Origin of the sequence: Pseudomonas salmasensis, assembly GCF_014268375.2 — a bacterium.
In the GTDB taxonomy this organism is placed as follows: domain Bacteria; phylum Pseudomonadota; class Gammaproteobacteria; order Pseudomonadales; family Pseudomonadaceae; genus Aquipseudomonas; species Aquipseudomonas salmasensis.
This window is the reverse complement of the sequence record NZ_CP077083.1, coordinates 2,995,497-3,022,345: the sequence shown is the minus strand read 5'-3', so window position 1 is coordinate 3,022,345 and position 26,849 is coordinate 2,995,497. Positions and strand designations below refer to the sequence as shown.

Sequence of the window (26,849 nt, the reverse complement as noted above, 5' to 3'; positions counted from 1 at the left end):
TTGAAGGCCGGTGGCGTCGTCCTGACGCCACCGGCTCCCTGTAGGAGCGAGCTTGCTCGCGAAAGACGTGAACGATAACGCAACGCTAATCTGGTCGCCCGTGTCGCTTGCTCGTTTTTCGCGAGCAAGCTCGCTCCTACAGGGGATCGGTTCTAGCCCAGGTTCTTGCCCAGCAGGGCATGGTAGAGCTCACTGTCTCCCAGAATCCCTACCACCTTGTTGTTGTCATGCAGCACCAGCTTGTTGCCTGTCTGGTAGCGAATCTGCAACGCATCGCGCATGCCGATGTTGGAGTCCACCAGCGTCGGTACGCGGCCCAAGCCTTCCACGGCCTGCCCTGGTGCCCAGTTCTGCAGGTTCATCGTCACGCCATTCTGGCGTGCGCCCTGGATGGTGTTGCCTTCGGCCAGGTCCAGCCAGGAGTCGCCACCCGGATCAAGGCACACCGAGCCATTCACACGCGTGCAGTTATCCAGGGTGCGCATCAGGCTGCGCCCGCACAGCACGTTCAACGGGTTGGTATGGGCGACGAAGGTGCGCACATAGTCGTCCGCCGGGTTCAGCACGATCTCTTCCGGCACGCTGTACTGGATGATCTTGCCGTCTTTCATGATCGCGATACGGCTACCGAGCTTGAGTGCTTCGTCCAGGTCGTGGCTGACGAACACGATGGTCTTGCTCAACTTGCGTTGCAGTTCCAGCAGTTCATCTTGCAAGCCTTGACGGATCAGCGGGTCGAGGGCCGAGAAGGGTTCGTCCATCAGCAGGATATCGGCGTCCATCGCCAGGGCGCGGGCCAGGCCGACGCGCTGCTGCATGCCGCCGGACAACTCGTCGGGCTTCTTGTTACGCCATTGGCTCAGGCCCACCAGTTCGAGTTTCTCATCTACCAGCGTGCGCCGTTCTTTCTCTGGGCGGCCCTGCATCTCCAGGCCGAAGCTGATGTTCTCGCGCACTGTCAGCCACGGCATCAGGGCGAACTTCTGGAACACCATGGCGATGCGTTTGGTGCGCATCATTTTCAGCTCGGCGGGGGTGCAGGAGGCGATGTCGATCTGGCGACCTTCATGCTCTACAAACAGCTGGCCACGGCTGACGGTATTGAGGCCGTTGATGCAGCGCAGCAAGCTGGACTTGCCTGAGCCCGAGAGGCCCATCAGCACACAGATCTCGCCTTTCTCAATGTCCAGGCTGGCCTTTTCAACGCCGACAATCTGCCCGGTCTTCTTCAGGATTTCGTTACGGCTCATGCCCTGGTCCAGCAGCTTGAGCGCTTCGCGTGGGTCTTTGGAAAAGATCACGTCGACATTGTCGAATCGGATAATGCTCATGCATCACCCCCTACTTTAGCGTCGGGTTGTTTGCAGATACGGTCGAGCATGATGGCGAGCAACACAATGGCCAGGCCCGCTTCAAAGCCCAAGGCAATGTCTGCGGTGTTGAGTGCGTTGACCACTGGCTTGCCGAGGCCGTCAGCGCCCACCAGGGCCGCGATCACCACCATCGACAGCGACAGCATGATGCACTGGGTAATGCCGGCGGCGATGCTCGGCATGGCGTGGGGCAGTTCAATGCGCGAGAGCAACTGGCGGCGCGAGCAGCCAAAGGCTTTGCCGGCGTCCAACAGCTCTTGCGGGACATCGCGGATACCCAGGTAGGTCAGGCGGATCGGCGCGGCAATCGCGAACACCACCGTGGAAATCAGCCCAGGCACCACACCCAGCCCGAAGAGGGTCAGGGTAGGGATGAGGTAGACGAAGGTCGGCACGGTCTGCATCAGATCGAGTACCGGCCGCATCATGGTGTAGAACATCGGTTTATGCGCGGCAACAATGCCCAGCGGCACACCGATGACCACGCAGACCAGGGTGGCGAACAGCACCTGGGCGAGGGTTTCCATGGTTTCCTGCCAGTACCCCAGGTTGAGGATCAGCAGGAAGGAGGCGATGACAAAAACAGTCAGTCCCCATTTACGTTGGATAAAGTGAGCCAGCAGCGCAATCAGACCGATCAATGCCAGTGGATTGAACCAGGTCAGCGCAAACGTCACGCCGTGGATCATCGTTTCCAGGGTCGATGCGATTGCGTCGAAGTAGTTGGCCCCGTGTTGGGTCAACCAGTCGACGAAGGCAGCGATGTACTGGCCTAGTGGGATTTTCTGTTCAGTCAGCATGGTAGTGAATGTCCACATGCGAAGGGGAAAACATCCCAGGCCAGCGCACCGGCCTGGGGTCAGCGGGTGCTATTTGGCGAGGTAAGCTTTAACGGCATCGAGCCCTGGTTTGCCATCAACGGTGGTGACACCGGCAAGCCAGGTGTCGAGCACTTGCGGGTTCTTTTGCAGCCAGGCCTTGGCGGCAGCATCGGCCTTCATCTTGTCGTCCAGGACGTTCCCCATCAGGGTGCTTTCCATGTCCAGGGTGAACACCAGGTTCTTCAGCAACTGACCAACGTTGCTGCATTCCTGGGTGTAGCCTTTGCGGGTGTTGGTGTAGATGGTGGCCTGGCCGTAGTTGGGGCCGAACGAGTCGTCACCACCGGTCAGGTACTTCATCTTGAAGCGGGTGTTCATCGGGTGCGGTTCCCAGCCGAGGAACACGATGGCCTGGTTGCGCTTGGAGGCGCGTTCAACCTGAGAGAGCATGCCGGCTTCGCTGGATTCGACCACCTTGAAGCCGGCGGTTTTCAGGCCGAAAGCATCTTTGTCGATCAGCGTCTGGATGGTGCGGTTGCCATCGTTGCCCGGCTCGATGCCGTAGATCTTGCCGCCCAGCTCATCCTTGAATTTGGCGATGTCGGCGAAGTCCTTCAGGCCCTTGTCGTACAGCGCTTGTGGGACTGCCAGGGTGTACTTGGCGTTCTCCAGGTTGGCGCGCACGGTTTCCACGGTGCCGGCATCACGGTACTGCTTGATGTCGTTTTCCATGGTCGGCATCCAGTTGCCGAGGAAAATGTCCATGTTCTTGCCGTCGGCCAGGGACTTGTAAGTCACAGGTACCGAAATCATCGTGGTGCGCGGCTTGTAGCCCAGGCCCTTGAGGATCTCGCTGGTGGTCGCGGTGGTGACGGTGATGTCGGTCCAGCCGACATCGGAGAAGTTGACGGTCTTGCACTGTTCCGGTTCTGCGGCGTGTGCCACGACTGGCAGACTCAGCATGGCGGCCAACAACAACGAGGGTGAACCTTTCATGTGGGTAGACTCCTGTGTCTTTTCTGGCGGCATTCGCCGCGCTTTATAAGTGTTGCGGTTGGAGCGTGAGACAACAGCTCTGGCGCGGTGCCTTGCAAACGAGTCGAGACTGATCATGTACCAGTGAAAATCTGACGCCTACAGGGGGCGTCGTATCCAGTACAGGGAGGGTCGCATCCAGTACCGATGACGTCGCTTACAGGTTTTTGCGAAGGTAAAACTGCTGTTTTTACCCTTCTGCACCGCAAAAAACGGCCAAAACTGGCGTTCGCACGCGAGCGCCGCTGGTGAGCATGAGTGCGTCGGTGTGAGACGCCGTGATGACGAATAAAAGCTTGATGATGCCGCCATCTGGGCGATCTGAGCGTAGCACCTCGTTCAAGCCCGGCCCGTGCTTATCGAGGAGTTTCACGTTAATGGCTATCAGCGTTTTCGACCTGTTCAAGATCGGCATCGGGCCTTCGAGTTCGCACACCGTGGGGCCCATGCGCGCCGCGGCGTTGTTCGTTCAAGGGTTGCGTGAACGTGGGTGGCTGGAACAGGTGCAGCGTGTCGAAGTGCAACTGTACGGCTCGCTGTCGGCCACCGGCATCGGCCACGGCAGCGACACCGCCACCATCATGGGCCTGATGGGTGAATGGCCGGACGCAATCGACCCCACGCACATCGGCGCACGTATCCACACCCTGCGCGAAACCGACACGCTGCTGCTGGACGGGCGTCTGCCGGTGCCGTTTGTGTGGGCGCGGGACATGCGCCTGCTCGACGAAAACCTGCCGTTCCATCCCAATGCCATGACCCTGGTGGTGTTTGGCGAAAACGGCGAGTTGCACCGCGACACTTATTACTCGGTGGGTGGCGGTTTTGTGGTGGATGAGGCCCAGGCCCAAAGCGGTGTGGCGGATATGGACCGCACCGAACTGCCCTATGACTTTTCCAGTGCGGTGGAACTGTTGCAGCTGTGCAAGACCCACAACCTGCGCGTTGCCGAACTGATGCTGGCGAATGAAAAAACCTGGCGCAGCGAAGAAGAAATCCGCAGCGGCCTGATGAAGCTCTGGCGCGCCATGCAAGATTGCGTGGAGCAGGGCCTCAAGCACGAAGGCATTTTGCCTGGCGGCTTGAACGTGCGCCGTCGCGCCGCCAAGTTGCACCGCAGCTTGCAGGAGCTGAACAAACCCAATGTGATCGGCTCGACCTTGAGCGCCATGGAATGGGTCAACCTGTTTGCCCTGGCGGTCAACGAAGAAAACGCCGCCGGTGGGCGCATGGTCACGGCGCCTACCAATGGCGCGGCGGGGATTATCCCGGCGGTGTTGCACTACTTTATGAAGTTCAGTGAAGAAGTCACCGAAGCCAACGTGGTGGACTACCTGCTCGGCGCGGCGGCGGTGGGCATCCTGTGTAAAAAGAACGCCTCGATCTCGGGGGCCGAAGTCGGTTGCCAGGGCGAGGTCGGTTCCGCGTGCGCGATGGCCGCGGCCGGGTTGGCGGAGATTCTTGGCGCCACGCCGGAGCAACTGTGCAACGCCGCCGAAATCGGCCTGGAACATAACCTCGGCCTGACCTGCGACCCGGTGGGCGGTTTGGTGCAAGTGCCGTGTATCGAGCGTAATGCGATTGCGGCGGTGAAGGCGATCAATGCGGCGCAAATGGCGTTGCGGGGCGATGGCCAGCACTTCATCTCGTTGGACCGGGTGATCCGCACGATGCGTGATACGGGGGCCGATATGCATGACAAGTACAAAGAGACATCGCGGGGTGGGTTGGCGGTGAGTGCGGTTGAATGTTGAGTCAATGATATTGCTATTGCAGGCAAGCCAGCTCCCACAGGGGAACGCATTCCAAAGGTGGGAGCCGGGCTTGCCCGCGATGGCTATAGTACTGACACAATTGCTCACAAAGTGAACATCCCGGCCAAAATCGCCACCTTTTAGCGCGTCGCAAATAGATAAGTAGCTTCCGAACGATTCCTACACGATCACACGCCTGATGTGCTTTGGGTGACAGACTTCTCCTACGCCCGCAAAGCGCCTTCCCACAAGTGCTACCGATCTGCTCACACCCCTTGAACCCCGCCCCTTATGCGTCATATCCCGCACTTCACGCGCGGGCTTATATAGACGCATCAACAGGTCGTTTTCAGGAGTTCTTGAATAGCCATTCAATTTTAGGCATGGCATTTGCTCTATCAATTGCAAAGCCTCTCCTTTCCAGGAAGAGCGCAATAACAAGAGCCTCGCCTGAGGCCACCACCCGCTTTGTGTGATGTGAGGAGATACCGCGATGACGTCGACCAACTCCGGGGCCCAACCCCAGAACCGTGCGCCTCAATCCATCGGCTTTTTGCTGCTGGACAATTTCACGCTGATTTCCCTGGCGTCAGCCGTGGAGCCACTGCGCATGGCCAACCAGCTGTCCGGCCGCGAGCTGTATCGCTGGACAACCCTGAGTGTCGACGGCAACCAGGTGTGGGCCAGCGATGGCCTGCAGATCACCCCCGATGCCTCCATGCACAAAGCACCCATCCTGGACACGGTCATCGTGTGCGGCGGCGTGGGTATCCAGCGCACCGTCACCCGTGAACATGTGTCGTGGCTGCAAAGCCAGGCACGCCAGTCTCGTCGCCTCGGCGCAGTGTGCACCGGCAGCTGGGCCCTGGCCTGCGCCGGCTTGCTCGACGGCTTTGATTGCAGCGTGCACTGGGAATGCCTGGCGTCGATGCAGGAAGCCTTCCCGCGGGTGGCCATGAGCACGCGCCTGTTCACCCTCGACCGTAACCGCTTCACCAGCTCCGGCGGCACCGCGCCCCTGGACATGATGCTGCACCTGATCAGCCGCGACCACGGCCGTGAATTGTCCGCCGCCATCTCCGAGATGTTCGTGTACGAACGCATCCGCAACGAACAGGATCACCAGCGTGTGCCGCTCAAGCACATGCTCGGCACCAACCAGCCGAAGCTGCAGGAAATCGTCGCGCTGATGGAGGCCAACCTCGAAGAGCCGATCGACCTGGACGAACTGGCGGTGTACGTCGCCGTGTCGCGCCGGCAGTTGGAGCGGCTGTTTCAGAAATACCTGCACTGCTCGCCGTCACGCTACTACCTCAAGCTGCGCCTGATTCGCGCACGGCAACTGCTCAAGCAGACGCCGATGTCGATCATCGAAGTCGCCTCGGTGTGCGGGTTTGTGTCTACGCCACACTTTTCCAAGTGCTATCGCGAGTACTTTGGCATTCCGCCACGGGATGAGCGCGTAGGTTCCAACACTACCCAGCAAGTGGCGATGATGCCGATTCCGCCGGCGCTGGTGTTGTCACCGTTGTCAGGGCCGATGTCGGCGTTGAGCCAGGCGCGCAACGAGTCGACGTTTGCCAGCGTAAGGCTCTGACACCGGGCTGCCTTATTGTAGGAGCGAGCTTGCTCGCGAAAAAAACTCAAGATCGCCGTGGGGTATCTGATGCCCCGCGTTATCGTTGGCGATTTTCGCGAGCAAGCTCGCTCCTACAGAGGATATATTTCAGGCGCCAGAGCTTTGTTTGAACTGCATCAGCGCCGGCAACAGCTGTTTGTCGATCGCCTGCCTCACCGCCGGCAAAATCGTCGCGCTGCCGCTGTACATCTTTTCAACCATGCCCTTGAGCGCCTTGGCCCGTGCTTCGCTCAACCCGCGCACCGCACATTCGCAAGCCTGCTCGGCGGTAGCGCCGCTGGACACTTCAAAACCCAGCGAGCGCAGTTGGCCCAACAGGTCATCCTGGTCAATCAAATCCGCGTGCATCATGACGGTCATCCTGGTGTGGGGAGCGGGAATTGACTTGGATTCTGGTAGGCCCCAGGACTGGCGGCAAGGGGCAGAATCCACCGATGGCTCGTATGGCTATGAACAGGTCGTTTTCGGGGTACTTGACCTGACCCGTAACGGGCACACTGAACCCAGGCACGCAGCTTGAAGGTTTGGTCACCCTCGAAATGCACGGCTCACACAAAGCACTCTGCCCCGATCCCGTCACGGCTGGATCGGGGCTTTTTTTTGCGCGGGCAGCCCGATCACCCGGCCGAGCAGGGCAGGCCGGGGTAGGTCGGCGTGTTCCTGGCTCAGGGCAGTGAGTTTTTCCAGGGTGGCGCCGGCAAACGGCGCCGACTGCGGCCCGGCCAGGTCGACATGCAGCAGCATCTGTTCGTTACCCGCCAACTCGCGTGCTTCCCCCACAAGGTGCAGGCTGTGATAGAGGTGCAGGCGCTTGGCGTCGTGGGCGATCAGTTGGGTATGCACCTCAACCTCGGCGCCGAGTTTTACCTCATGCAGGTAGTTCAGGTGCAACTCCAGAGTGAACAACGAGTGGCCGCTGGCTTCGCGGTTTTCGCTGTCCAGCCCCAGGGTGTCCATCAGCGCATCGGTGGCGTAGCTGAAGATCAGCAGGTAGAACGCATCACGCAAATGGCCGTTGTAATCGACCCAGTCGGGCAGGATTTTCGTGGTGTAGGTGGTCAGTGCGGGCATGGTATGAATTCCAATTTGTAGGAGCGAGCTTGCTCGCGAAAAACTCAAGATCGCCGTGGGGTACCTGATGCCCCGCGTTATCGTTGGCGATCTTCGCGAGCAAGCTCGCTCCTACAGGGTTATTCGGCGAAGTTCATGCCGTGCTTGGCCTTGGTTGTTTTTACGGCTTCCAGCACCGCCAGCAGGCAATCATCACGATAGCGCTCCAGCGCCGAAATGCTGTGGTTACCCAACTGCTCAGCGGTGCCATCGACCACATCATCAATCAATTTTTCAGTCAGTTCAGGCGCTGGTAGATAAGTCCACGGCAACTGCAACGCCGGGCCGAACTGGGCCATGAAGTGGCGCATGCCGGCATCGCCGCCCGCCAGGGTGTAAGTGAGGAAGGTACCCATGAATGACCAGCGCAAGCCGGCGCCAAAGCGAATGGCGTCGTCGATTTCACCCGTCGTCGCCACGCCGTCATTGACCAGGTGCAGCGCCTCACGCCACAGCGCTTCCAGCAGGCGGTCGGCAATAAACCCCGGCACTTCCTTGCGCACATGCAGCGGGCGCATGCCGAGGGATTCGTACACCTCAATCGCCGCCTGGATCGCCTCTGGCGCGGTGTTTTTACCGCCCACCACCTCTACCAGTGGCAACAGGTAGACCGGGTTGAAGGGGTGGCCGACCACGCAGCGTTCCGGGTGGGTGGAGCCCTCATAGAATTCGCTGGGCAACAGCCCGGAGGTGCTCGAACCAATCAGGGCATCCGGCTTGGCCGCGGCGCTGATCTGGCTGTGCAGTTGCAGCTTCAGCTCCAGGCGTTCAGGGGCGCTTTCTTGGATGAAGTCGGCGTCTTTTACGCAGTCTTCGATAGTAGTGACAAAGCGCAGGCGGTCTTGGGAGGCTCCGGGCGCCAGGCCCTGTTGCTCAAGGGCGGCCCAGGCGTTGGCCACGCGTTTGCGCAAGGCCGCCTCGGCACCGGGGGCAGGGTCCCAGGCGACCACATCCAGGCCATGGGCAAGGGCACGGGATACCCAGCCGCTGCCGATGACGCCGCTGCCCAACGCGGCGAAGGTTTTGATGTCGGTGATAAAGCGCATGGCATATTCCTAAAGTGTTCGGTGATCCTTTGTGGGAGCCGGGCTTGCCCGCGATGGCGGCATTCCAAGCTCTAGAGATGTGGCGGATGTCTGGCCTCATCGCGGGCAAGCCCGGCTCCCACAGGAGTGGTGGTGTTTGTGTTAGCCGCGTTGGGTCAGGCCCATCTTGATGCGGCCTTCGGCAGGGGTCAGGACCCGTGCGCCTAACCGGCTGAGAATTTCACTGGCACGTTCCACCAACTGGCCATTGGTGGCGAGCACGCCCTTGTCCAGCCACAGGTTGTCCTCCAGGCCCACCCGTACGTTGCCGCCCAGCAGCACCGCTTGGGCGGCCATCGGCATTTGCATACGACCAATGCCGAAGCCCGCCCACACCGCGTCGGCGGGCAGGTTGTCGACCATGGCTTTCATGGTGGTGGTGTCGGCCGGTGCGCCCCAGGGAATGCCCAGGCACAGTTGGAACAGCGGGTTATCCAGCAGCCCTTCTTTGATCATCTGCTTGGCGAACCACAGGTGGCCGGTGTCGAAAATCTCCAGCTCGGCCTTTACGCCCAATTCCCGGATGCGTTTGGCGCCGGCACGCAGTTGCGCCGGGGTGGACACGTAAATGGTGTCGCCATCGCCGAAGTTCAGCGTGCCGCAGTCCAGGGTGCAGATTTCCGGCAGCAGTTCCTCAACGTGGGCCAGGCGGGTCAGCGGGCCGACCAGGTCGGTATTGGGCCCGAACTCCATGGGATTCTCGCCGCCACCGATCTCCAGGTCGCCGCCCATGCCGGCGGTGAGGTTGACGATGATGTCGATGTCGGCCTCGCGGATGCGCTCCATCACTTCGCGGTACAGGGCCACATCGCGGCTGAATTTGCCGGTCTGTGGGTCGCGTACATGGCAGTGCACCACGGTGGCGCCGGCCTTGGCGGCTTCCACCGCGGCGGCGGCGATTTGTTTGGGCGTGACCGGCACGTGTGGGCTTCTGGCGGTCGTGTCGCCAGCACCGGTGAGTGCGCAGGTGATGATGACGTCGTGGTTCATGAGGCGGTTCCTTACAGACGTGGTGGTGCCGTTCGCGGTCGCAAGTGGCCGCGAAACGGTGGTTCGCAAAATGTTATTTGCTGGTCAGTTGCAGGTTGGTCGCGGCGGGTTTGCCGTCGAAAGTGGTGACGCCATCGAGCCAGCGCTGCCGGTCTTGAGGGTGGTCCTTGAGCCACTGCCGTGCGGATTCCAAGGCGTCCTTGTGATCCAGCAGCGGCTGCATCATCCGGCTCTCGTCGGCGGCGGTGAACGTCAGGTTGGTCAGTAGCTTATGCACGTTGGGGCACTGCTCGGCGTAGGCCGGCGCGGTCACGGTCCACACGGTGGCCATGCCTTCGTTCGGGCCCAGGGCGTCTTCGCTGCCGGTGAGGTAAGTCATCGCGACGTTGACGTTCATCGGGTGCGGCGCCCAGCCAAAGAACACCACCGCTTCCTTGCGGCGCACCGCACGGTCCACGGCGGCCAGCATGCCGGCTTCGCTGGACTCCACCAACTGGAACTTGCCCAGGCCGAACTGGTTCTTGGCGATCATCGCCTTGATCTGGGTATTGGCCCCCGAGCCCGGCTCGATGCCGTAGATCTTGCCGCCCAGCTCTTTCTCGAACCTGGCGATGTCGGCAAAGGTTTTCAGGCCCTTGTCGGCCAGGTAAGTCGGCACTGCGAGGGTGGCGCGGGCGTCTTCCAGGCTGGCTTTGTCGAGGACCTTGACTTGCTTGGCGTCGACGAACGGCGTGATGGTCTGGGTCATCAGCGGGTTCCAGTAGCCGAGAAACAGGTCCAGGCGCTGGTCGCGGATGCCGGCAAAGATGATTTGCTGAGAGGCGCTGGTTTGTTTGGTCTTGTAGCCGAGGCCATCGAGCAGCACCTGGGCCATGGCGCTGGTGGCGATGACGTCGGTCCAGTTGACCACGCCCATGCGCACGTTCTGGCAGGCAGGGGCATCCGCTGCCATGACAGGGGTGCTCAAAATAGCGCTGGCGCTGAGTGCAAGTACGCAGCGGCTGATCAGTCGGTTCATGGGTGGAGCCCTCGGCAGGTCGTTATTGTGGGTGCCGGCGTCTTGGTGCGCCGTGGGATCACGTTACGCAGCTTGGCGCCCCGCAAAGCGCACGGCGGCGACCCGCTCTTGCACTGCAGCGACCTGTGCTCTTGAATGGCCGGTTGAACTGGCGTATCACAGTGACCACGCTGCCCGTCCGACGAGAGCGCCACCATGTCCCAGGATGTCTATTTCTTGCTGATGCCGGGTTTCTCGGCCCTTGGTTTTATCTCCGCACTGGAACCGTTGCGGGTGGCCAACCGCTTTCGTGGCGAGCTGTACCGCTGGCACATCTTGAGTGACGATGGCGGCGCGGTGCTGGCGAGCAACGGTATGTCGGTCAACGCCGACGCCGCGCTTGAGCCACTGAAAAAAGGCGCGACTTTACTGGTGGTGGCCGGCTTCGAACCCCTGCAGTTCGCCACGCCCGCCCTGGAGCATTGGCTGCGCCGCCTCGACCATGAGGGTGTGACCCTCGGCGCCATCGACACCGGCGCCTGCGTGCTTGCCGAGGCGGGCCTGCTCGACGGCCACCGCTTGACCTTGCACTGGGAAGCCATCGACGCCTTCAAGGAAGCCTATCCGCACCTGAGCGTGACCCAGGAACTGTTCGAAATCGACCGGCGCCGAATCACCTGCGCCGGCGGCACGGCTTCCATCGACCTGATGCTCGACCTCATCGCCCAGGCCCACGGCCCGGAGCTGGCGATCCAGGTTTCCGAGCAATTCGTACTAAGCCGCATCCGCCCGCGCAAAGACCATCAGCGCATGCAGATTGCCACGCGCTACGGCATCAACAACAAGAAACTGGTGCACGTGATCGGCGAAATGGAACAGCACACCGAACCGCCCCTGAGCACCTTGGCCCTGGCCGAAACGATCAAGGTCACCCGACGCCAACTGGAGCGATTGTTTCGCCTGCACCTGAACGACACCCCCAGTAATTTCTACCTGGGCCTGCGCTTGGAAAAAGCCCGCAAACTGCTGCGCCAGAGCGACATGAGCGTGCTGGAGGTGAGTATTGCGTGTGGGTTTGAGTCGCCGTCGTATTTCACCAGGAGCTATCGCGCAAGGTTTGCCAAATGCCCTAGGGAGGACCGGCGACGGGAGGTGGTTTAAGCGTTGGTGCAGACTCAAGGTGGGAGCTGGCTTGCCTGCGATGGCGGCGGATCAGCACTGCATATGCCAACTGATACATCGCAATCGCAGGCAAGCCAGCTCCCACATTGATAAGCAGTCAGGTGTCTGAAAGCGCATCTGGTGGTGTGGGAATATTCTTGTTTTGAAAGGTTGCGGGCGATTACTGGAAACGGGCTGCTAACGTCCAAAGGGTTCCTTACGTAACCATAAGAGGTTGGCATGCTGAAAAAACTAGTCACTCTGATTGCACTTGCGTCCACCCCAGTGTGGGCCGCCCAGGCGCCAGCGCCGTTCACCGGCGCCGATTACAGCGGCCGTTATGAATGCACTGGCCAGGACAAACATATCGGCAACTTCAAAGGCGTTGTCGAAATGAAGCTCGACGCCAAGCAAAGCACTGGCAAATATGCGGCTTACACCTTCACTTTGACCCTGGAAGACAAGTCCCGCTATGAAGGCATGGCCGCCGGAACTGCCGATACCCTGGGTATCTACTTCGCCCACACCGACCCGGCCTTGAAGGACTTTGGCGTGGGGGTTGCCCAGGTGACACCCACTCCTGAAGGCAAGGTGTCTTTCGTCAAGTATTACTACGGCCCTGAATACGAAGGCGGCGGGCACGGCTTGGAGCACTGCGTCAAAAGCTGATGTGCGGTTATTTCTTCATCAGACATGAGCACGCGGTCTTATAGGCCTCGTGCTGATACTTGTTGAGCGTCGCTGGCAGATCAAAGGTGTGCTTTTTGTATTGCGCATTGATGGTCTGCGGCGACAGCAGCGTCACCTCCACCCCCTCCAGCAATTGAAACACCCCTTCAATCTTGAACGTCGTCGGGCCACCGGCGAATTCACCTTTTTTGCTGCGTTTCTTGATGGCAATGCGCGTGATGCCGTTGGCCTGCACAAACGCTTTCACCTGTGCGGCAAAGGCTTTGACGTTGGCCGCTTCATCGTCATCGTCGAGGGCGATTTTCTTGGTGGCCAGGGCGACGTGGGTCAGCGCCTGGTTGTCCAGGGAGGCGACAGCGATGATGGCTTCGCTGCCTTTGATTTCAATGCCGCACAGAGTCATGAGTAGCCTTGGTCAAAAGAAAGAGTGGCGCGATTGTCGCTTATTCCTGGCCAATCGACTCCAAAAACTCCGACCGCTCATCACTCATGCGCGCCAGGCAGTCGTTGTGCGCAATGGCATAGGCCTTGGTGCCGGTTACCGCCGGGAAGGTGTCCACTGCACAATCGGCGTCGCGCAGTTTTTCCCATTTTTGCTGGGCATCCTTCAGACGGGCGGTAATGTCGGCCAGTTGGGTCTTGTCGCTGCCGTAGGTCGAACCCATGCGCTCGAGCAATCCCTGATAGTTATCCTTGAGCAATTGCTCGGCGGTGGTCTTGTTGTAGGTGGCGCATTCCAGGGTTTGCTGGTCGTTCTCGATACCGTCGCACGGCGTGCTGTCGGGGTCTTCGGCCGCGTGGGCGGTGGTTGCGATGAGTGCCAAAGCCAGGAAAATCGATTTCATTGCGCCGTCTCATATCAGGTGATGAGGAATTCTGGCTCAAGCGTAAGACAAAGAACAGCCGACCGTGGGGCCTGTCTTCGCAGCCTTTGTCGCGGATTGACGCTTTCGGCAATTCCCCTGTCGTTTTTGCACCCGGCTCCGTCGGTGCCTGGGCATATGCTGGCCCCAAAGCGCCGGCAGACGATTCGGCGCATGAATCGCCAATAAGGGGACGCCTGATGAGCCCAGCCGAGTTGCACGCCGACAGCATCGTTATCGACGGTCTGATTATTGCCAAGTGGAACCGCGACCTGTTCGAAGACATGCGCAAAGGTGGCCTCACCGCCGCCAACTGTACGGTGTCGGTGTGGGAAGGCTTCCAGGCCACGATCAATAACATCGTTGCCAGCCAGACCCTGATCCGTGAAAACAGCGACCTGGTGATCCCGGTAAAAACCACCGCCGACATCCGTCGCGCCAAGGAGCAGGGCAAGACCGGCATCATCTTCGGCTTCCAGAATGCCCATGCGTTTGAGGACCAGCTCGGCTACGTCGAGATCTTCAAGCAGCTCGGCGTTGGCGTGGTGCAGATGTGCTACAACACCCAGAACCTGGTGGGCACCGGCTGCTACGAACGCGATGGTGGCCTGTCGGGTTTCGGGCGTGAGATCGTCGGCGAGATGAACCGCGTCGGCATCATGTGCGACCTGTCTCACGTTGGCTCCAAGACTAGCGAAGAGGTCATCCTCGAATCGAAAAAGCCGGTGTGCTACTCCCACTGCCTGCCGTCCGGGCTTAAAGAGCACCCGCGCAACAAGTCCGATGAAGAGCTGAAGTTCATCGCCGACCATGGCGGTTTTGTCGGTGTGACCATGTTCGCGCCGTTTTTGGCCAAGGGCATCGACTCGACCATCGACGACTACGCCGAAGCGATTGAATACACGATGAACATCGTCGGCGAAGACGCGATCGGCATCGGCACGGACTTCACCCAGGGCCATGGCCAGGATTTCTTCGAAATGCTCACCCATGACAAGGGTTACGCCCGCCGCCTGACCAGCTTCGGCAAGATCATCAACCCGCTGGGCATCCGCACCGTGGGCGAGTTCCCCAACCTCACCGAGACACTGCTCAAGCGCGGCCACAGCGAGCGCGTGGTGCGCAAGATCATGGGCGAGAACTGGGTCAACGTGCTCAAGGACGTCTGGGGCGAATAAGCCACTGCTCGCTTAATCCTTCACCCGCCGCCATCCGCGTGGCGGGCATCAAAACGAATTTTCTGGAGTTAAGTTTCCATGGCCAAGATCGCCCCGCAATTGCCAATTGAAGTCGACAGCGAAACCGGTGTCTGGACCTCCGACGCCCTGCCGATGCTGTACGTGCCACGCCACTTCTTCGTCAACAACCATATGGGCATCGAAGAAGTGTTGGGCGCGGACGCCTACGCCGAGATCCTCTACAAGGCCGGCTACAAATCCGCCTGGCACTGGTGTGAAAAAGAAGCTGAATGCCACGGCCTGGAAGGCGTCGCGGTGTTCGAGCACTACATGAAGCGCCTGTCGCAACGCGGCTGGGGCCTGTTCAAGATCCAGGACATCGACCTGGATAAAGGTACTGCCAGCGTCAAGCTGGAACACTCGGCATTCGTCTACGTGTACGGCAAGGTCGGCCGCAAGGTGGACTACATGTTCACTGGCTGGTTTGCCGGCGCCATGGACCAGATTCTTGAGGCTCGTGGCAGCAAAATCCGCACTGTCGCCGAACAAGTCTACGGAGGCTCCGAAGAGGGCCACGACGATGGTCTGTTCACCGTCAAACCGTTGTAAGCCGAGGACCGTGCCATGGCTTTCGAAGCAATGTTTCAGCCGATCCAGATCGGCAAACTGACCATCCGCAACCGCGTGCTCAGTACCGCTCACGCCGAGGTGTATGCCACCGACGGCGGCATGACCACCGACCGATATGTGAAGTATTACGAAGAGAAAGCCAAGGGCGGTATTGGCCTGGCAATCTGCGGCGGCTCCTCGGTGGTGGCCATCGACAGCCCGCAGGAATGGTGGGCGTCGGTGAACCTGTCCACCGACCGCATCATCCCGCACTTCCAGAATTTGGCCGATGCCATGCACAAGCATGGCGCCAAGATCATGATCCAGATTACCCACATGGGCCGTCGCTCGCGGTGGGACGGCTTCAACTGGCCTACCCTGATGTCGCCGTCCGGCGTGCGCGAGCCGGTGCACCGTGCCACCTGCAAGACCATCGAACCGGAAGAAATCTGGCGCGTGATTGGCAACTATGCCCAGGCCGCGCGCCGGGCCAAGGCCGGAGGCCTGGACGGGGTGGAATTGTCGGCCGTGCACCAGCACATGATCGACCAGTTCTGGAGCCCGCGGGTCAACAAGCGTACCGACGAATGGGGCGGCACCTTTGAGGGCCGCATGAAGTTCGGCCTGGAAGTGTTGAAGGCCGTGCGTGCCGAAGTGGGTGATGACTTCTGCGTGGGCATGCGCCTGTGCGGTGACGAGTTCCACCCGGACGGCTTGTCCCATGAGGACATGAAGCAAATCGCCAAGTATTACGACGACACCGGCATGCTCGATTTCATCGGCGTCGTGGGCTCGGGTTGCGACACCCACAACACCCTGGCCAACGTCATCCCGAACATGAGCTACCCGCCGGAGCCGTTCCTGCACCTGGCGGCCGGCATCAAGGAAGTGGTCAAGGTCCCAGTGCTGCACGCGCAGAACATCAAGGACCCGAACCAGGCCACACGCATTCTGGAAGGCGGCTATGTGGACATGGTCGGCATGACCCGTGCGCACATCGCCGACCCGCACCTGATCGCCAAGATCAAGATGGGCCAGATCGACCAGATCAAGCAGTGCGTGGGCGCCAACTACTGCATCGACCGCCAGTACCAGGGCCTGGATGTGCTGTGCATCCAGAACGCCGCGACCTCCCGTGAATACATGGGCGTGCCGCACATCATCGAGAAGTCCACCGGGCCCAAGCGCAAGGTGGTTGTGGTGGGTGCCGGCCCGGCCGGGATGGAAGCTGCACGCGTGGCGGCCGAACGTGGCCACGACGTGACGCTGTTCGAGAAAAAAGAGTTTATCGGCGGGCAAATCACCACCGCGTCGAAAGCGCCGCAGCGTGACCAGATCGCCGGTATCACCCGTTGGTATCAACTGGAACTGGCGCGCTTGAAAGTCGACCTGCGCCTGGGTGTTGCAGCCGATGCCGAGACCATCCTGGACGTGCGTCCGGACGTGGTGGTGCTGGCGGTGGGCGGGCATCCGTTCATCGAGCAGAACGAACACTGGGGCGCCGCCGAAGGCTTGGTGGTGAGCAGTTGGGATGTGCTCGATGGCAAGGTGGCGCCGGGCAAGAACGTGCTGGTGTACGACACCATATGTGAGTTCACCGGCATGTCGGTGGCCGACTTTTTGGCCGACAAAGGCAGCCAGGTGGAGATCGTCACCGACGACATCAAGCCGGGCGTGGCTATCGGCGGTACGTCGTTCCCCACGTACTACCGCAGCATGTACCCCAAGGAAGTGATCATGACCGGCGACATGATGCTGGAAAAGGTCTACCGCGAGGGCGACAAGCTGGTGGCCGTGCTGGAGAACGAATACACCGGCGCCAAAGAGGAGCGGGTGGTCGACCAGGTGGTGGTGGAGAACGGCGTGCGTCCGGACGAGGCCATTTACTACGGGCTCAAGGAAGGTTCGCGCAACAAGGGCCAGATCGACGTTGAAGCCTTGTTTGCGATCAAGCCGCAGCCCTGCTTGAGCGAAGCGGGCGAGGGGTACTTGCTGTTCCGCATTGGTGACTGTGTGGCCCAGCGCAACACCCACGCCGCCATCTATGACGCCCTGCGCTTGTGCAAGGATTTCTAGGCAATCACCCTGTAGGAGCGAGCTTGCTCGCGAAAAACTCCAATACAACGCGTTCAGCCAGGATGAGCGCGTAATCGTTGACGACCTTCGCGAGCAAGCTCGCTCCTACAGGAGCCTTGTGGGAGCTTCACCATGTTGAATACCTTGCTGCCTATTCTCTTGTTTGCCGCCCTGGGCCTTGCCGTCCTCGGCGCCCTGCGCCGGGTGAACATGTGGCGCCGTGGCCGCGCATCCAAAGTCGACCTGCTGGGTGGCCTGTTGGCCATGCCCAAGCGTTACATGGTCGACCTGCACCACGTGGTCGCCCGTGACAAATACATCGCCAACACCCACGTTGCGACGGCGCTGGGCTTTGTGCTGTCGGCGCTGCTGGCGATTGCGGTGCACGGCTTCGGCCTGCAGAGCCGCATTCTTGGCTATGCACTGCTGCTGGCGTCGACATTGATGTTTGTCGGCGCGATCTTCATGTACCTGCGCCGCCGCAATCCGCCTGCGCGCCTGTCCAAAGGCCCGTGGATGCGCCTGCCCAAAAGCCTGATGGCCTTCTCGGTGAGCTTCTTCCTGGTGACCTTGCCGGTGGCCGGGATTCTGCCCGCCGACTTCGGCGGTTGGCTGCTCGCGGCTTTGCTGAGCGTGGGCGTGTTGTGGGGCGTGTCCGAAATGTTCTTCGGCATGACCTGGGGCGGGCCGATGAAACACGCCTTCGCCGGTGCCCTGCACCTGGCCTGGCACCGCCGCGCCGAACGCTTTGGCGGTGGCCGCTCCACCGGTTTGAAACCGTTGGACCTGAGCGATAAAACCGCGCCGCTGGGCGTGGAAAAACCCAAGGACTTCACCTGGAACCAACTGCTTGGCTTTGACGCCTGCGTGCAGTGCGGCAAGTGCGAAGCGGCGTGCCCGGCGTTTGCCGCCGGCCAGCCACTGAACCCGAAAAAGCTCATCCAGGACATGGTGGTCGGCCTGGCCGGTGGCACCGATGCCAAGTTCGCCGGCAGCCCATACCCCGGCAAACCGGTGGGCGAACACGGCGGCAACCCGCACCAGCCGATCGTCAACGGCCTGGTGGACGCCGAGACCTTGTGGTCGTGCACCACCTGCCGCGCCTGCGTGGAAGAGTGCCCGATGATGATCGAGCACGTGGACGCCATCGTCGACATGCGCCGCCATCTCACCCTGGAAAAAGGCGCCACGCCGAACAAGGGCGCCGAAGTACTGGAAAACCTGATCGCTACCGATAACCCTGGCGGCTTTGCCCCCGGTGGGCGCCTGAACTGGGCGGCAGACCTGAACCTGCCGTTGCTCAGCGACAAAGGCAGTTGCGATGTGCTGTTCTGGGTCGGCGATGGCGCCTTCGACATGCGTAACCAACGCACCCTGCGCGCTTTCGTCAAAGTGCTCAAGGCCGCCAAGGTCGACTTCGCCGTGCTCGGCCTGGAAGAACGCGACAGCGGTGACGTGGCGCGGCGCCTGGGCGATGAAGCGACCTTCCAGCTGCTGGCCACGCGCAATATCCAGACCCTGGCCAAGTACAGTTTCAAGCGCATCGTGACGTGCGACCCACACAGCTTCCATGTGCTGAAAAACGAATACGGCGCCTTCAACGGTAACTACCGCGTGCAGCACCACAGCACCTTCATGGCCGAGCTGATCGGCGAGGGCGCGCTGAACCTGGGCCAGCACAAAGGCAACAGCGTGACCTACCACGACCCCTGCTATCTGGGCCGCTACAACGGTGAGTACGAGGCGCCGCGCCAAGTGCTGCGAGCGCTGGGTATCGAGGTCAAGGAAATGCAACGCTCGGGCTTCCGGTCGCGCTGCTGCGGTGGCGGTGGCGGCGCGCCGATCACCGACATTCCCGGTAAGCAACGTATTCCCGATATGCGCATGGACGACATCCGCGAAACCGGTGCCGAACTGGTGGCCGTGGGTTGCCCGCAATGCACCGCGATGCTTGAAGGCGTGGTCGAACCGCGCCCGTTGATCAAGGACATCGCCGAGCTGGTCGCCGACGCGTTGCTTGAAGACGCCGCGCCGGCCAAAGCCCCTCTCAAGCGTGAACCTGCGGAGGTGCACTGATGAGCGACATTATCCGCCGCGACCCACGGGCCGAATGGATCGCCCGTAACCGCCTGCACCCGTTGCACGCGGCCATGCAGCCGCTGCAACACAGTTGGATGGGGCCTAACGGCGTCATTCGCAAAAACGTGCATGGTGTCGGTTTTATCGGCCCCAACGGCATCAAGCGCATCGACCGCAGTGGTGCCCAGCAGGGCGGCGCGGCCAAACGCTCGGCGGCGGTGGAAGTGCAATTGCCGCTGCATCAGGTGCCGGCCCCGGCGTTCTACATCAACGTGGTGCCGGACATGGTCGGCGGCCGCCTGAGCAGCCACGACCGTGACCTGCTTGGTCTGGCGCGCCAACTGGCCGGCAGTGACGGCGCGGTGTTGGCGGTGGTGTTCGGTGAACACAAGGAAAGCGCCTTTGCCACGGCCGGCGTCGACCGCCTGCTGGTGCTGGAGGGGCATGAGTTCGACGGTTATGCACCGGAGCAACGCGTGCAGGGCTTGCGCGCTGTGGATAACCAGTTCAGCCCGCGCCACTGGTTACTGCCAGACAGCCGCAGCGGTGGCGGCGAACTGGGGCGACGCTTTGCCGCCAGCCTCAAGGAACGCCCGGCGACGCGGGTATGGCAGATCAAGGGCGAGGAATGCATCGGCCGCGCCGGTGCTGGCCAGGAAGACCTGGCGCGGCCATTGCCCCGTCTGATCCTCGCTGGCGCCGAATGTGCCGACCCGGTCAGCGAGACCCGTCATGAAGTCTTGCCCGTGGAGTTATCCACAAGCCTGGCGCGCAGTTTGCCGCGTATCGAAGACCTCGGCGCGGTGGCGGTCGACCCGGCAGCGATTCCAATGGCCGAGGCCGAGTTCATTTTCTCCGGTGGCAACGGCGTGAAGGACTGGGGGCTGTTCCACCAGACCGCCGCAGCGCTGGGCGCTACCGAAGGCGCCTCGCGGGTGGCGGTGGATGATGGCTTCATGGCGCGTGATCGCCAGGTCGGCGCCAGCGGCACCTGGGTCACTGCGCGGGTGTATGTGGCCGTGGGCATTTCCGGGGCGATCCAGCACCTGCAAGGCATCGGTGCCTGCGACAAGGTGGTGGCGATCAACCTCGACCCAGGGTGCGACATGATCAAGCGTGCCGACCTGTCGGTGATCGGCGAAAGCGCTGCGATACTGCAAGCCTTGATCGCCGCGGTCGAGATCTACCGCAACGGCGCCAAGCGCGATGCAGCCTGAGGATATGACCATGACGAACACTGTATTCAGCCTGGTGTCCATCGGCGCTCACCCCACTTCCGGACGACCACGGCGCGCCGAGCAGGACGCGCGCGCGGTCGAACTGGGGCTGCAACTGGCTGGGGATAAGTTGCAGGTACTGCACGCGGGTGATGTCAGCGAGCCGACCCTGCGCAGCTACCTGGGCATGGGCCTGCCGCAACTGCAGGTACTGGAGCAGCCGGCCGGCTCGGATGCCTTGCCGGTGCTCAGTGAGTATCTGCGCGACGCCGGTGCCCAAGTGGTCCTGACCGGAAGCCAGGCAGAAACCGGCGAAGGTTCGGGAATGCTGCCGTTCCTGTTGGCCGAACAACTGGGCTGGCCGCTGATTGTGGGGCTGGCGCAGGTGGAGTCCATCGACGCCGGCGTCGCCCTGGTGCTGCAGGCTTTGCCTCGCGGCCAGCGTCGGCGCTTGAAGGTGCGCCTGCCGTTTCTTGCCACTGTGGATAACGCGGCGCCCAAGCCACGCCAGAGCGCCTACGGCCCGGCGCAACGGGGTGAGCTGGCGGCCCATGACGTCGAGATTGAACAGGATGAGTTATTCACAGGCGCACTGCTGCAACCGGCCAAGCCACGACCCAAGCGCCTCAAGGTGATCAAGGCCAAGAGCGGCGCCGATCGCATGAAAGCCGCCACCGCCAAGGCCAGTGGCGGCGGTGGGCAGGTGCTCAAGGGCGTCAGCGCCGAAGAGGGCGCGCAGGCGATTCTCAAGTTGCTGATAGAGGAAGGCGTGGTTCGCTAAGCCCTTCTGCAAAGATAGCGAGGCAAACGCTGTACACACCACAGCGTTTGTCTCGCAACAGACATTTTACTTCTTAGTCTTTCTTATCCCACGCATCGGTCCATTCGCTGCCCACACCAGGTTCGTAATAGCTGGGTGATTGCGAGCACCAGCCGCTATTTGGGTAGGGTTTGCACACATAATTGGCGCCCTTGTTAGATACAACGTCACCTGGCTTGTAGGGCGGGCTCTTGTTCGGCACGTACGCGGGGTATTCGCCACCGCCCGCTTCGACTATCGCCATGGCCTTGGAGTAACCCTTGACCTGTACGAATACCGAATTGACCTGCGGATCAGCCGTGTTGAACACAATGTCATTGCCGTCTTTTTCCCCAACTTTGGCGATGCTTGAAGGGATTTGATTGGCCAGTTGCGGGCCCCATATCTTCGCGTCCAGATTGTTTGCGTCAATGGGCAGGGTAATGTCTACGACCTCTTTGGCTTGTGGCGTGTTGTCCAGAATACGGAAGTGAACGGCGTCTCCTGGGGTGAGGTCTTTCATGACGGCATCGATGAATTGCCCCAGATCAAACCATCGCTCAGGAACGCCCGCCCCGAGGATATTGATATCGCTGCAGTTGTAGAACCCTTCCCCGGCCGGGTCAATTCGTTGCCATTGCACGAAGAGTGTCGCCTTGCCGAATTGTTCTGCAGGGATAGGCACTGGAAATCTGAAGTACCCCGAAGCGGAAATGGCAGGCGGCGTAGTGCCCCAGTCGGTTTGAGCGACTGTCAGTTGCTCGGTATGGATAAGGACCAAATCGTTCCAGGTCAGCGGTGCTGTGGTCGGATCAAAGCCAGGTTTTGTCAGGAATACCTTTGCAAAACTGGGGACGTGAGGGGCCGTACCGATGATGCGAACGTTCATTTTATCGTTGTCAGGCGTGATGTCCGTCCGATACCAATCGTTTGAGACCCCGTTAAGGCCGTCTTTCTTCTTGTCACCTCTGAACATAGTTGCCCGTCAGGGACTGCTTTTTTTACGATTTCCGGGTCGTTATAGCCGGGGGCAGCAATTAAATGCGCAACTTCATTCCATTGCTGGCCCGGATACTGCCCGCTTGTCTTGGCTAACGCCGCGCATCCTGGATCGCTGGGGTTTCCTGACCAAAAATCTGGAAGCGCTTTGCAATGAACCTGGCGTGATACCGGCTCATCGACGGCACCGTGGGCCATGACCAACAGGGGGGCCAGAAGCACCGCTGCCAGCAGCCACTTGATGAGAACGTTCGTATGTCGCTGTAAGTTATTCATGCTTTAGTCCACCTTCAATTCAGACAAACAAGTTCCGAACTGCTGGAACGCTCAGGGTGTTGTTAGCGTTTTGTAAGCATCAATGGCGCAGCGAATTTCCCGCAGCGAACGCTGCAAGTCGAGTTCCCGAATGTGTTGACCCATCAGCGCCGTCAGCGGATAAGCCACTGTCGAAAGCGTGGCCAGCAAGGCCAGCGTCAGTAGTAATGCAATCAGCGTAAAACCTTTGGCGCGGTGATGGCTGGGATTGCCCTGCCACGTCACCGGTCTATCTCCTCTTTGCGCCAAGGACTTCTGTACTTACCTGGGCCAATGGAGATAACTGCAAGAAAGAGTGTAGATGAAGTTTAAATTTGAGCGTTTTCCGTACAGAGATCCGACAAACGAGCAATTACCCACAATCGCTGTGCACGTGCCTGTGGATAAGGTGTTTGTGGTTGTCCGCGGGGCACGTATATCAAGGCCTGTGCGCTATTGGCTGAAAAATGATCAAGCTAAGTGGCGGTTTTCTCTAGGGTTTTGGTGTGGATAAAGCTGAGCGGATTTTATAACTTGCCCCCAAAGTCTGTTGGCGGATCTGTGGATAAGATGTTCGCTATCCTCTGTAGATCAGGGAATACGAGGCCTACAGAGGTTTGATTAAAAAATAACCAAAACACTGTATTTAACCCTGAAAACGCCTCATGACCCACGGAAATAGCGACTTTAGGTGGTTTTCCACAGCCCAGGCAAAGTTGCCCCCAAAGTCTGTTGGTGCATCTGTGGATAAGGTGTTCGCTTACCGCTGCAAGCCACGTCAAACAAGGCTGTTGGAGGTTTGATCAATAAATGAACAGCTTAAGGTGAAAACCGCAATAGTGAATAAGTCACGGTTTTTATTGATTTAATTTTCGTGCGCAGCGCACTTGCCCACAATGGCTGTGGGTGGCTTTGTGGATAAGTTGTTGGGTAAAGGCTGGAAGGCAGGGCCCTAGCGGCTTGTAGGAGCGAGGGGGACGCCTAGTTCTTGCTCGCGAAAAACGTCAACGATAACGCGTGCTTCCTGAATAAACGCGGTGCCTGTGAGTTTTTCGCGAGCAAGCTCGCTCCTACAGTGTGATCCATAGGGTGTCAGTTATTCGTGTGCTGCCACACCTTTGAGGTACGGCGCCGGAGCAGCGCCCAGGTTGCTCAACATGCGCTCGCTGTACCAATCCACAAAATTCACCACGCCAAACTCATAGGTCTTGGAGTAAGGGCCAGGCTGGTAGGCGGTGGAGTTGATGCCGCGCTGGTTCTCTTCGGCCAGGCGGCGGTCCTGGTCGTTGGTGGCGTCCCACACCTGGCGCATGCGCTCCACGTCGTAGTCCACGCCTTCCACGGCGTCCTTGTGCACGATCCACTTGGTGGTGACCATGGTTTCCTGGGCGCTGATGGGCCACACGGTGAACACAATGATGTGGTCGCCCATGCAGTGGTTCCAGGAGTGGGGCAGGTGCAGGATGCGCATCGAGCCCAGATCCGGGTTCTTGATGCGGCCCATGAGCTTGGCGCAGCCTTGCTTGCCATCCAGGGTCATCGACACAGTGCCCTTGAGCAGCGGCATGCGCACAATGCGGTTACGCAGGCCGAAGCTGGCGTGGGCGTAAGGGATTTTTTCGGCATCCCAGGCGGCAGCGGAAGCGGCCACGTGATCCTTGAACGCCTGGTCGGCGCGCGGGTCGGTGACGTCGTCCCACTCCAGCAGGGTTTTCAGCAGTTCGGGGTGTGATGCGTTGCAGTGGTAGCATTCGCGGTTGTTTTCCAGAACCAGCTTCCAGTTGGCTTTTTCGAACAAGGTGGTCTGGATCGCCACCTTGGTGTTCTCCATGTCGTAGGGCTCCATGTAATGGCTGAGCGTCGACAGGAAGTCATCGATGGCCGGTGGGTTTTCGGCCAGGCTGATAAAGATGTAACCGCCAGCGGTTTTTACGTTCACCGGCTTGAGGCCGTACTGCTTCATGTCGAAATCGGCCCCCATCTCGGTGCCGGCGAACAGCAGGCGGCCGTCCAGCTCGTAGGTCCACTGGTGGTAGTGGCAGACCAGCTTAGCGACCTTGCCCTTGTCGCTGGTGCACAAGCGCGAGCCACGGTGGCGGCAGACGTTGTGGAACGCATGCACCACGCCGTCGGCACCCCGGATCACGATGATCGGGTTCTTGCCCACTTGCAGGGTCAGGTAGTTGCCCTTGGTGGGGATTTCGCAGGTCATGCCGGCAATCAACCACTCTTTCTGGAAGATCTCCTGCATGTCGATATCGAACAGCCGCTCATCAGAGTAAAACGGCTGCGGCAGCGAAAAAGTGCGCTCGCGCTCTTGCAGCATTTGCGCGGTGGCCTTGCGTGCGGGTTCCAGCGGATCGCCCAAGCTTAAGGTTGCGGTGACGTCCATCGTGTGTGTCCTCATGGCCATTCTGTGTGGCCGGCGAATAGTGGCTACGGTTGGTGCTGTGCAAGGCGTAAAGAACGCGTCTTTGTTGGGAGCGAGTGTGGGCCCGGCGTCACGTCGAACCTTATCCATGGGCGACATGGCCCAATCTGATCCCGACGCGCAAGCCCCTGTCTTTGGGGGCTGGTCGCCGTAAGTATGTGAATGTCGCAGATAGGTAAATGGGTGGTTCTCGCGTTACGCAGAATCGCCACCATAAGGCCGACGTCGGCGGTGGAGAACAACATGTCCAATAATTTCCTGAATCCGGTAACCACCCAGACCTGGGCCAATGGTCGGCACATTGTCCGTTGCGTCAAAGTCATCCAGGAAACCTGGGATGTGCGCACCTTCTGCTTTATGGCCGATCAGCCGATCCTGTTCTTTTTCAAGCCGGGGCAATTCGTCACCCTGGAGCTGGAAATCGAAGGCCAGCCGATCATGCGCTCGTACACGATTTCCAGCTCACCGTCGGTGCCTTACAGCTTTTCGGTGACCATCAAGCGCGTACCGGGCGGCCGAGTTTCCAACTGGCTGCACGATACGTTGCACGAAGGCCAGGAGTTGGCGGTACACGGCCCGGTCGGGCTGTTCAATGCCATCGACTTCCCGAGCCCGAAAGTGCTGTACCTCAGCGGTGGCGTTGGGATCACGCCGGTGATGTCCATGGCGCGCTGGTTCTACGACACCAACGCCAACGTCGACATGACCTTTATCCACAGCGCCCGCTCGCCCAAGGACATCATCTATCACCGCGAGCTGGAGCACATGGCGTCGCGGATCGACAATTTCAGCCTGCACCTGATTTGCGAAAAACACGGCCTGGGCGAACCTTGGGCCGGGTATCGCGGCTACCTGAACCACAAGATGCTGGAGCTGATGGTGCCGGACTTCCTGGAGCGCGAAGTGTTCTGCTGCGGCCCTACGCCGTACATGAACGCGGTGAAGCGCCTGCTGGAAGTTGCCGGTTTCGACATGACGCGTTATCACGAAGAGTCCTTTGGCGCGACACCGCCCGAAGCCCGTGCCGATGCGGTGGAGCAGGCCGAGCAAGCGGCGGATGCGCCGGAGATCGACCTGGCAGACCTGCATCAGGTGGAATTTATCGCGTCCGGCAAGAGCATTCGCGTGGCGCCGGGGGAAACCGTACACGCCGCGGCCGCCAAGCTCGGGCTGCTGATCCCCAAGGCCTGCGGCATGGGCATCTGCGGTACATGCAAGGTGATGAAGCTGGGCGGCGAAGTGGAGATGGAGCACAACGGCGGGATTACCGAAGAGGACGAAGCCGAAGGCTACATCCTGTCGTGCTGCAGTGTGCCGAAGGGTGATGTACGCATCGAGTTCTGATCTGCTCGTTCCCACGCGGAGCGTGGGAACGATCAGCGTGGGAACGAGCAACTTCTTCAGCGTCGCGTCGCAGTCTGCGAGGCGAGCCTTAGGTGTTAACGCTTATTGGGCAAAGATGTGGACAACGAAGTGCTGGCCTGAGTTTGTCAATTCGTAGGCTTTGTCGTAGATGGTCAGCGTCCTTGATGGCTCCTGAATGGTGTCCCCGATTTTGGCGTTTTTTCTGAACTCGTCCCAGTCAATGACCGTGGTGCTGGTGTTGCCGCCGCTTTGCAATGCGTTGCTATTGCTTTGATATTCCATGA

Annotated in this window: 25 protein-coding genes and 1 pseudogene; 11 read left to right on the top strand and 15 right to left on the bottom strand. The window is 60.3% G+C overall.

Annotated elements, in window-relative coordinates:
• Positions 1–152: 152 nt before the first annotated feature.
• The 3 genes from choV to HU731_RS13500 form a co-directional block, all read right to left on the bottom strand.
• On the bottom strand, positions 153–1,331 hold the full coding sequence (choV, locus tag HU731_RS13510; RefSeq protein ID WP_032894931.1) for a choline ABC transporter ATP-binding protein: 1,179 nt from the start codon (positions 1,329–1,331) through the stop codon (positions 153–155).
• Positions 1,328–2,173: a choline ABC transporter permease subunit gene (gene choW, locus HU731_RS13505; RefSeq protein WP_186607736.1), complete on the bottom strand. Its 846-nt coding sequence runs from the start codon at positions 2,171–2,173 to the stop codon at positions 1,328–1,330. The genes choV and choW overlap by 4 nt, the downstream gene beginning before the upstream one ends.
• A 69-nt stretch (positions 2,174–2,242) precedes the next feature.
• Positions 2,243–3,190 carry a choline ABC transporter substrate-binding protein gene (locus HU731_RS13500; RefSeq protein WP_044271836.1) on the bottom strand — a complete coding sequence of 316 codons (948 nt, stop codon included), beginning with the start codon at positions 3,188–3,190 and terminating at the stop codon, positions 2,243–2,245.
• A 416-nt stretch (positions 3,191–3,606) separates the two neighbouring features.
• On the opposite strand from HU731_RS13500, the gene HU731_RS13495 reads away from it, so the two are divergent.
• Together HU731_RS13495 and gbdR are read left to right on the top strand one after the other, a co-directional pair.
• Complete coding sequence (locus HU731_RS13495) at positions 3,607–4,983, top strand: L-serine ammonia-lyase (RefSeq protein ID WP_186607737.1); 1,377 nt, start codon at positions 3,607–3,609, stop codon at positions 4,981–4,983.
• Positions 4,984–5,476: 493 nt separating this feature from the next.
• Complete coding sequence (gbdR, locus tag HU731_RS13490) at positions 5,477–6,580, top strand: choline metabolism transcriptional regulator GbdR (protein ID WP_186607738.1); 1,104 nt, start codon at positions 5,477–5,479, stop codon at positions 6,578–6,580.
• Between the two features lie 129 nt (positions 6,581–6,709).
• Here gbdR and HU731_RS13485 read toward each other — a convergent pair whose 3' ends face one another.
• From HU731_RS13485 to HU731_RS13465, 5 genes are all read right to left on the bottom strand, one after another.
• Positions 6,710–6,973: a hypothetical protein gene (locus HU731_RS13485; protein WP_032894934.1), complete on the bottom strand. Its 264-nt coding sequence runs from the start codon at positions 6,971–6,973 to the stop codon at positions 6,710–6,712.
• Positions 6,974–7,198: 225 nt separating this feature from the next.
• Positions 7,199–7,693: a thioesterase family protein gene (locus tag HU731_RS13480; protein ID WP_186607739.1), complete on the bottom strand. Its 495-nt coding sequence runs from the start codon at positions 7,691–7,693 to the stop codon at positions 7,199–7,201.
• Between the two features lie 119 nt (positions 7,694–7,812).
• A complete protein-coding gene (locus tag HU731_RS13475) occupies positions 7,813–8,778 on the bottom strand; it encodes an L-carnitine dehydrogenase (protein ID WP_186607740.1) in 966 nt (321 codons plus the stop codon).
• 141 nt (positions 8,779–8,919) lie between these two features.
• On the bottom strand, positions 8,920–9,807 hold the full coding sequence (gene cdhC, locus HU731_RS13470; RefSeq protein WP_186607741.1) for a 3-dehydrocarnitine:acetyl-CoA trimethylamine transferase CdhC: 888 nt from the start codon (positions 9,805–9,807) through the stop codon (positions 8,920–8,922).
• A 73-nt stretch (positions 9,808–9,880) separates the two neighbouring features.
• Positions 9,881–10,825: a choline ABC transporter substrate-binding protein gene (locus HU731_RS13465; protein ID WP_032894940.1), complete on the bottom strand. Its 945-nt coding sequence runs from the start codon at positions 10,823–10,825 to the stop codon at positions 9,881–9,883.
• 195 nt (positions 10,826–11,020) lie between these two features.
• On the opposite strand from HU731_RS13465, the gene HU731_RS13460 reads away from it, so the two are divergent.
• Entirely contained in the window at positions 11,021–11,965 is a 945-nt protein-coding gene (locus HU731_RS13460; protein WP_186607742.1) for a GlxA family transcriptional regulator, read from the top strand.
• 240 nt (positions 11,966–12,205) lie between these two features.
• The gene (locus HU731_RS13455; RefSeq protein WP_186607743.1) at positions 12,206–12,634 is read left to right on the top strand and encodes a hypothetical protein; all 429 of its coding nucleotides are present in this window, start codon (positions 12,206–12,208) and stop codon (positions 12,632–12,634) included.
• Positions 12,635–12,641: 7 nt separating this feature from the next.
• On the opposite strand, the gene HU731_RS13450 is transcribed toward HU731_RS13455, so the two are convergent.
• Both HU731_RS13450 and HU731_RS13445 read right to left on the bottom strand, forming a co-directional pair.
• Positions 12,642–13,058: a DUF3010 family protein gene (locus HU731_RS13450; protein WP_056782928.1), complete on the bottom strand. Its 417-nt coding sequence runs from the start codon at positions 13,056–13,058 to the stop codon at positions 12,642–12,644.
• Between the two features lie 40 nt (positions 13,059–13,098).
• On the bottom strand, positions 13,099–13,500 hold the full coding sequence (locus tag HU731_RS13445; protein WP_186607744.1) for a lysozyme inhibitor LprI family protein: 402 nt from the start codon (positions 13,498–13,500) through the stop codon (positions 13,099–13,101).
• A gap of 218 nt (positions 13,501–13,718) precedes the next feature.
• Between HU731_RS13445 and HU731_RS13440 the strand changes: the two genes are divergently transcribed.
• From HU731_RS13440 to etfB, 6 genes are all read left to right on the top strand, one after another.
• Positions 13,719–14,696 carry a dipeptidase gene (locus HU731_RS13440; protein WP_014720245.1) on the top strand — a complete coding sequence of 326 codons (978 nt, stop codon included), beginning with the start codon at positions 13,719–13,721 and terminating at the stop codon, positions 14,694–14,696.
• 78 nt (positions 14,697–14,774) lie between these two features.
• Positions 14,775–15,305: a DUF5943 domain-containing protein gene (locus tag HU731_RS13435; protein ID WP_005792152.1), complete on the top strand. Its 531-nt coding sequence runs from the start codon at positions 14,775–14,777 to the stop codon at positions 15,303–15,305.
• Between the two features lie 15 nt (positions 15,306–15,320).
• Positions 15,321–17,381, top strand: a complete 2,061-nt coding sequence (gene dgcA / locus HU731_RS13430) for a dimethylglycine demethylation protein DgcA (RefSeq protein ID WP_032894946.1) — start codon at positions 15,321–15,323, stop codon at positions 17,379–17,381.
• Positions 17,382–17,513: 132 nt separating this feature from the next.
• The gene (gene dgcB / locus HU731_RS13425) at positions 17,514–19,457 is read left to right on the top strand and encodes a dimethylglycine demethylation protein DgcB (protein ID WP_186607745.1); all 1,944 of its coding nucleotides are present in this window, start codon (positions 17,514–17,516) and stop codon (positions 19,455–19,457) included.
• Positions 19,457–20,677, top strand: a complete 1,221-nt coding sequence (gene etfA, locus HU731_RS13420; protein ID WP_186607746.1) for an electron transfer flavoprotein subunit alpha — start codon at positions 19,457–19,459, stop codon at positions 20,675–20,677. The genes dgcB and etfA overlap by 1 nt, the downstream gene beginning before the upstream one ends.
• A gap of 4 nt (positions 20,678–20,681) precedes the next feature.
• Complete coding sequence (etfB, locus tag HU731_RS13415; RefSeq protein ID WP_407728582.1) at positions 20,682–21,458, top strand: electron transfer flavoprotein subunit beta; 777 nt, start codon at positions 20,682–20,684, stop codon at positions 21,456–21,458.
• Positions 21,459–21,531: 73 nt separating this feature from the next.
• Here the strand turns inward: etfB and HU731_RS28440 are convergent, their stop codons facing one another.
• From HU731_RS28440 to gbca, 4 genes and pseudogenes are all read right to left on the bottom strand, one after another.
• A complete protein-coding gene (locus HU731_RS28440) occupies positions 21,532–21,999 on the bottom strand; it encodes a hypothetical protein (RefSeq protein WP_264083099.1) in 468 nt (155 codons plus the stop codon).
• A 123-nt stretch (positions 22,000–22,122) separates the two neighbouring features.
• A pseudogene (locus HU731_RS28435) lies at positions 22,123–22,673 on the bottom strand (lytic polysaccharide monooxygenase auxiliary activity family 9 protein); the annotation flags it as partial.
• Positions 22,674–22,802: 129 nt separating this feature from the next.
• The gene (locus tag HU731_RS13405) at positions 22,803–23,015 is read right to left on the bottom strand and encodes a prepilin-type N-terminal cleavage/methylation domain-containing protein (RefSeq protein ID WP_225931660.1); all 213 of its coding nucleotides are present in this window, start codon (positions 23,013–23,015) and stop codon (positions 22,803–22,805) included.
• 850 nt (positions 23,016–23,865) lie between these two features.
• Positions 23,866–25,161 (bottom strand): glycine betaine monooxygenase oxygenase subunit, encoded by a 1,296-nt coding sequence (gene gbca / locus HU731_RS13400; protein WP_032894948.1) that lies wholly within the window; start codon positions 25,159–25,161, stop codon positions 23,866–23,868.
• A 282-nt stretch (positions 25,162–25,443) separates the two neighbouring features.
• Here gbca and gbcB point away from each other — a divergent pair, with 282 nt between their 5' ends.
• Positions 25,444–26,544 carry a glycine betaine monooxygenase reductase subunit gene (gene gbcB / locus HU731_RS13395; RefSeq protein ID WP_014720237.1) on the top strand — a complete coding sequence of 367 codons (1,101 nt, stop codon included), beginning with the start codon at positions 25,444–25,446 and terminating at the stop codon, positions 26,542–26,544.
• A 102-nt stretch (positions 26,545–26,646) separates the two neighbouring features.
• Here gbcB and HU731_RS13390 read toward each other — a convergent pair whose 3' ends face one another.
• On the bottom strand, positions 26,647–26,847 hold the full coding sequence (locus tag HU731_RS13390) for a hypothetical protein (RefSeq protein ID WP_186607748.1): 201 nt from the start codon (positions 26,845–26,847) through the stop codon (positions 26,647–26,649).
• Positions 26,848–26,849: the final 2 nt, after the last annotated feature.

Coding starts and splice junctions, on each gene's coding strand:
- choV (WP_032894931.1), bottom strand. CDS start 1,331: ATGAGCATTATCCGATTCGACAATGTCGACGTGATCTTTTCCAAAGAC.
- choW (WP_186607736.1), bottom strand. CDS start 2,173: ATGCTGACTGAACAGAAAATCCCACTAGGCCAGTACATCGCTGCCTTC.
- HU731_RS13500 (WP_044271836.1), bottom strand. CDS start 3,190: ATGAAAGGTTCACCCTCGTTGTTGTTGGCCGCCATGCTGAGTCTGCCA.
- HU731_RS13495 (WP_186607737.1), top strand. CDS start 3,607: ATGGCTATCAGCGTTTTCGACCTGTTCAAGATCGGCATCGGGCCTTCG.
- gbdR (WP_186607738.1), top strand. CDS start 5,477: ATGACGTCGACCAACTCCGGGGCCCAACCCCAGAACCGTGCGCCTCAA.
- HU731_RS13485 (WP_032894934.1), bottom strand. CDS start 6,973: ATGATGCACGCGGATTTGATTGACCAGGATGACCTGTTGGGCCAACTG.
- HU731_RS13480 (WP_186607739.1), bottom strand. CDS start 7,693: ATGCCCGCACTGACCACCTACACCACGAAAATCCTGCCCGACTGGGTC.
- HU731_RS13475 (WP_186607740.1), bottom strand. CDS start 8,778: ATGCGCTTTATCACCGACATCAAAACCTTCGCCGCGTTGGGCAGCGGC.
- cdhC (WP_186607741.1), bottom strand. CDS start 9,807: ATGAACCACGACGTCATCATCACCTGCGCACTCACCGGTGCTGGCGAC.
- HU731_RS13465 (WP_032894940.1), bottom strand. CDS start 10,825: ATGAACCGACTGATCAGCCGCTGCGTACTTGCACTCAGCGCCAGCGCT.
- HU731_RS13460 (WP_186607742.1), top strand. CDS start 11,021: ATGTCCCAGGATGTCTATTTCTTGCTGATGCCGGGTTTCTCGGCCCTT.
- HU731_RS13455 (WP_186607743.1), top strand. CDS start 12,206: ATGCTGAAAAAACTAGTCACTCTGATTGCACTTGCGTCCACCCCAGTG.
- HU731_RS13450 (WP_056782928.1), bottom strand. CDS start 13,058: ATGACTCTGTGCGGCATTGAAATCAAAGGCAGCGAAGCCATCATCGCT.
- HU731_RS13445 (WP_186607744.1), bottom strand. CDS start 13,500: ATGAAATCGATTTTCCTGGCTTTGGCACTCATCGCAACCACCGCCCAC.
- HU731_RS13440 (WP_014720245.1), top strand. CDS start 13,719: ATGAGCCCAGCCGAGTTGCACGCCGACAGCATCGTTATCGACGGTCTG.
- HU731_RS13435 (WP_005792152.1), top strand. CDS start 14,775: ATGGCCAAGATCGCCCCGCAATTGCCAATTGAAGTCGACAGCGAAACC.
- dgcA (WP_032894946.1), top strand. CDS start 15,321: ATGGCTTTCGAAGCAATGTTTCAGCCGATCCAGATCGGCAAACTGACC.
- dgcB (WP_186607745.1), top strand. CDS start 17,514: ATGTTGAATACCTTGCTGCCTATTCTCTTGTTTGCCGCCCTGGGCCTT.
- etfA (WP_186607746.1), top strand. CDS start 19,457: ATGAGCGACATTATCCGCCGCGACCCACGGGCCGAATGGATCGCCCGT.
- etfB (WP_407728582.1), top strand. CDS start 20,682: ATGACCATGACGAACACTGTATTCAGCCTGGTGTCCATCGGCGCTCAC.
- HU731_RS28440 (WP_264083099.1), bottom strand. CDS start 21,999: ATGAAAGACCTCACCCCAGGAGACGCCGTTCACTTCCGTATTCTGGAC.
- gbca (WP_032894948.1), bottom strand. CDS start 25,161: ATGGACGTCACCGCAACCTTAAGCTTGGGCGATCCGCTGGAACCCGCA.
- gbcB (WP_014720237.1), top strand. CDS start 25,444: ATGTCCAATAATTTCCTGAATCCGGTAACCACCCAGACCTGGGCCAAT.
- HU731_RS13390 (WP_186607748.1), bottom strand. CDS start 26,847: ATGGAATATCAAAGCAATAGCAACGCATTGCAAAGCGGCGGCAACACC.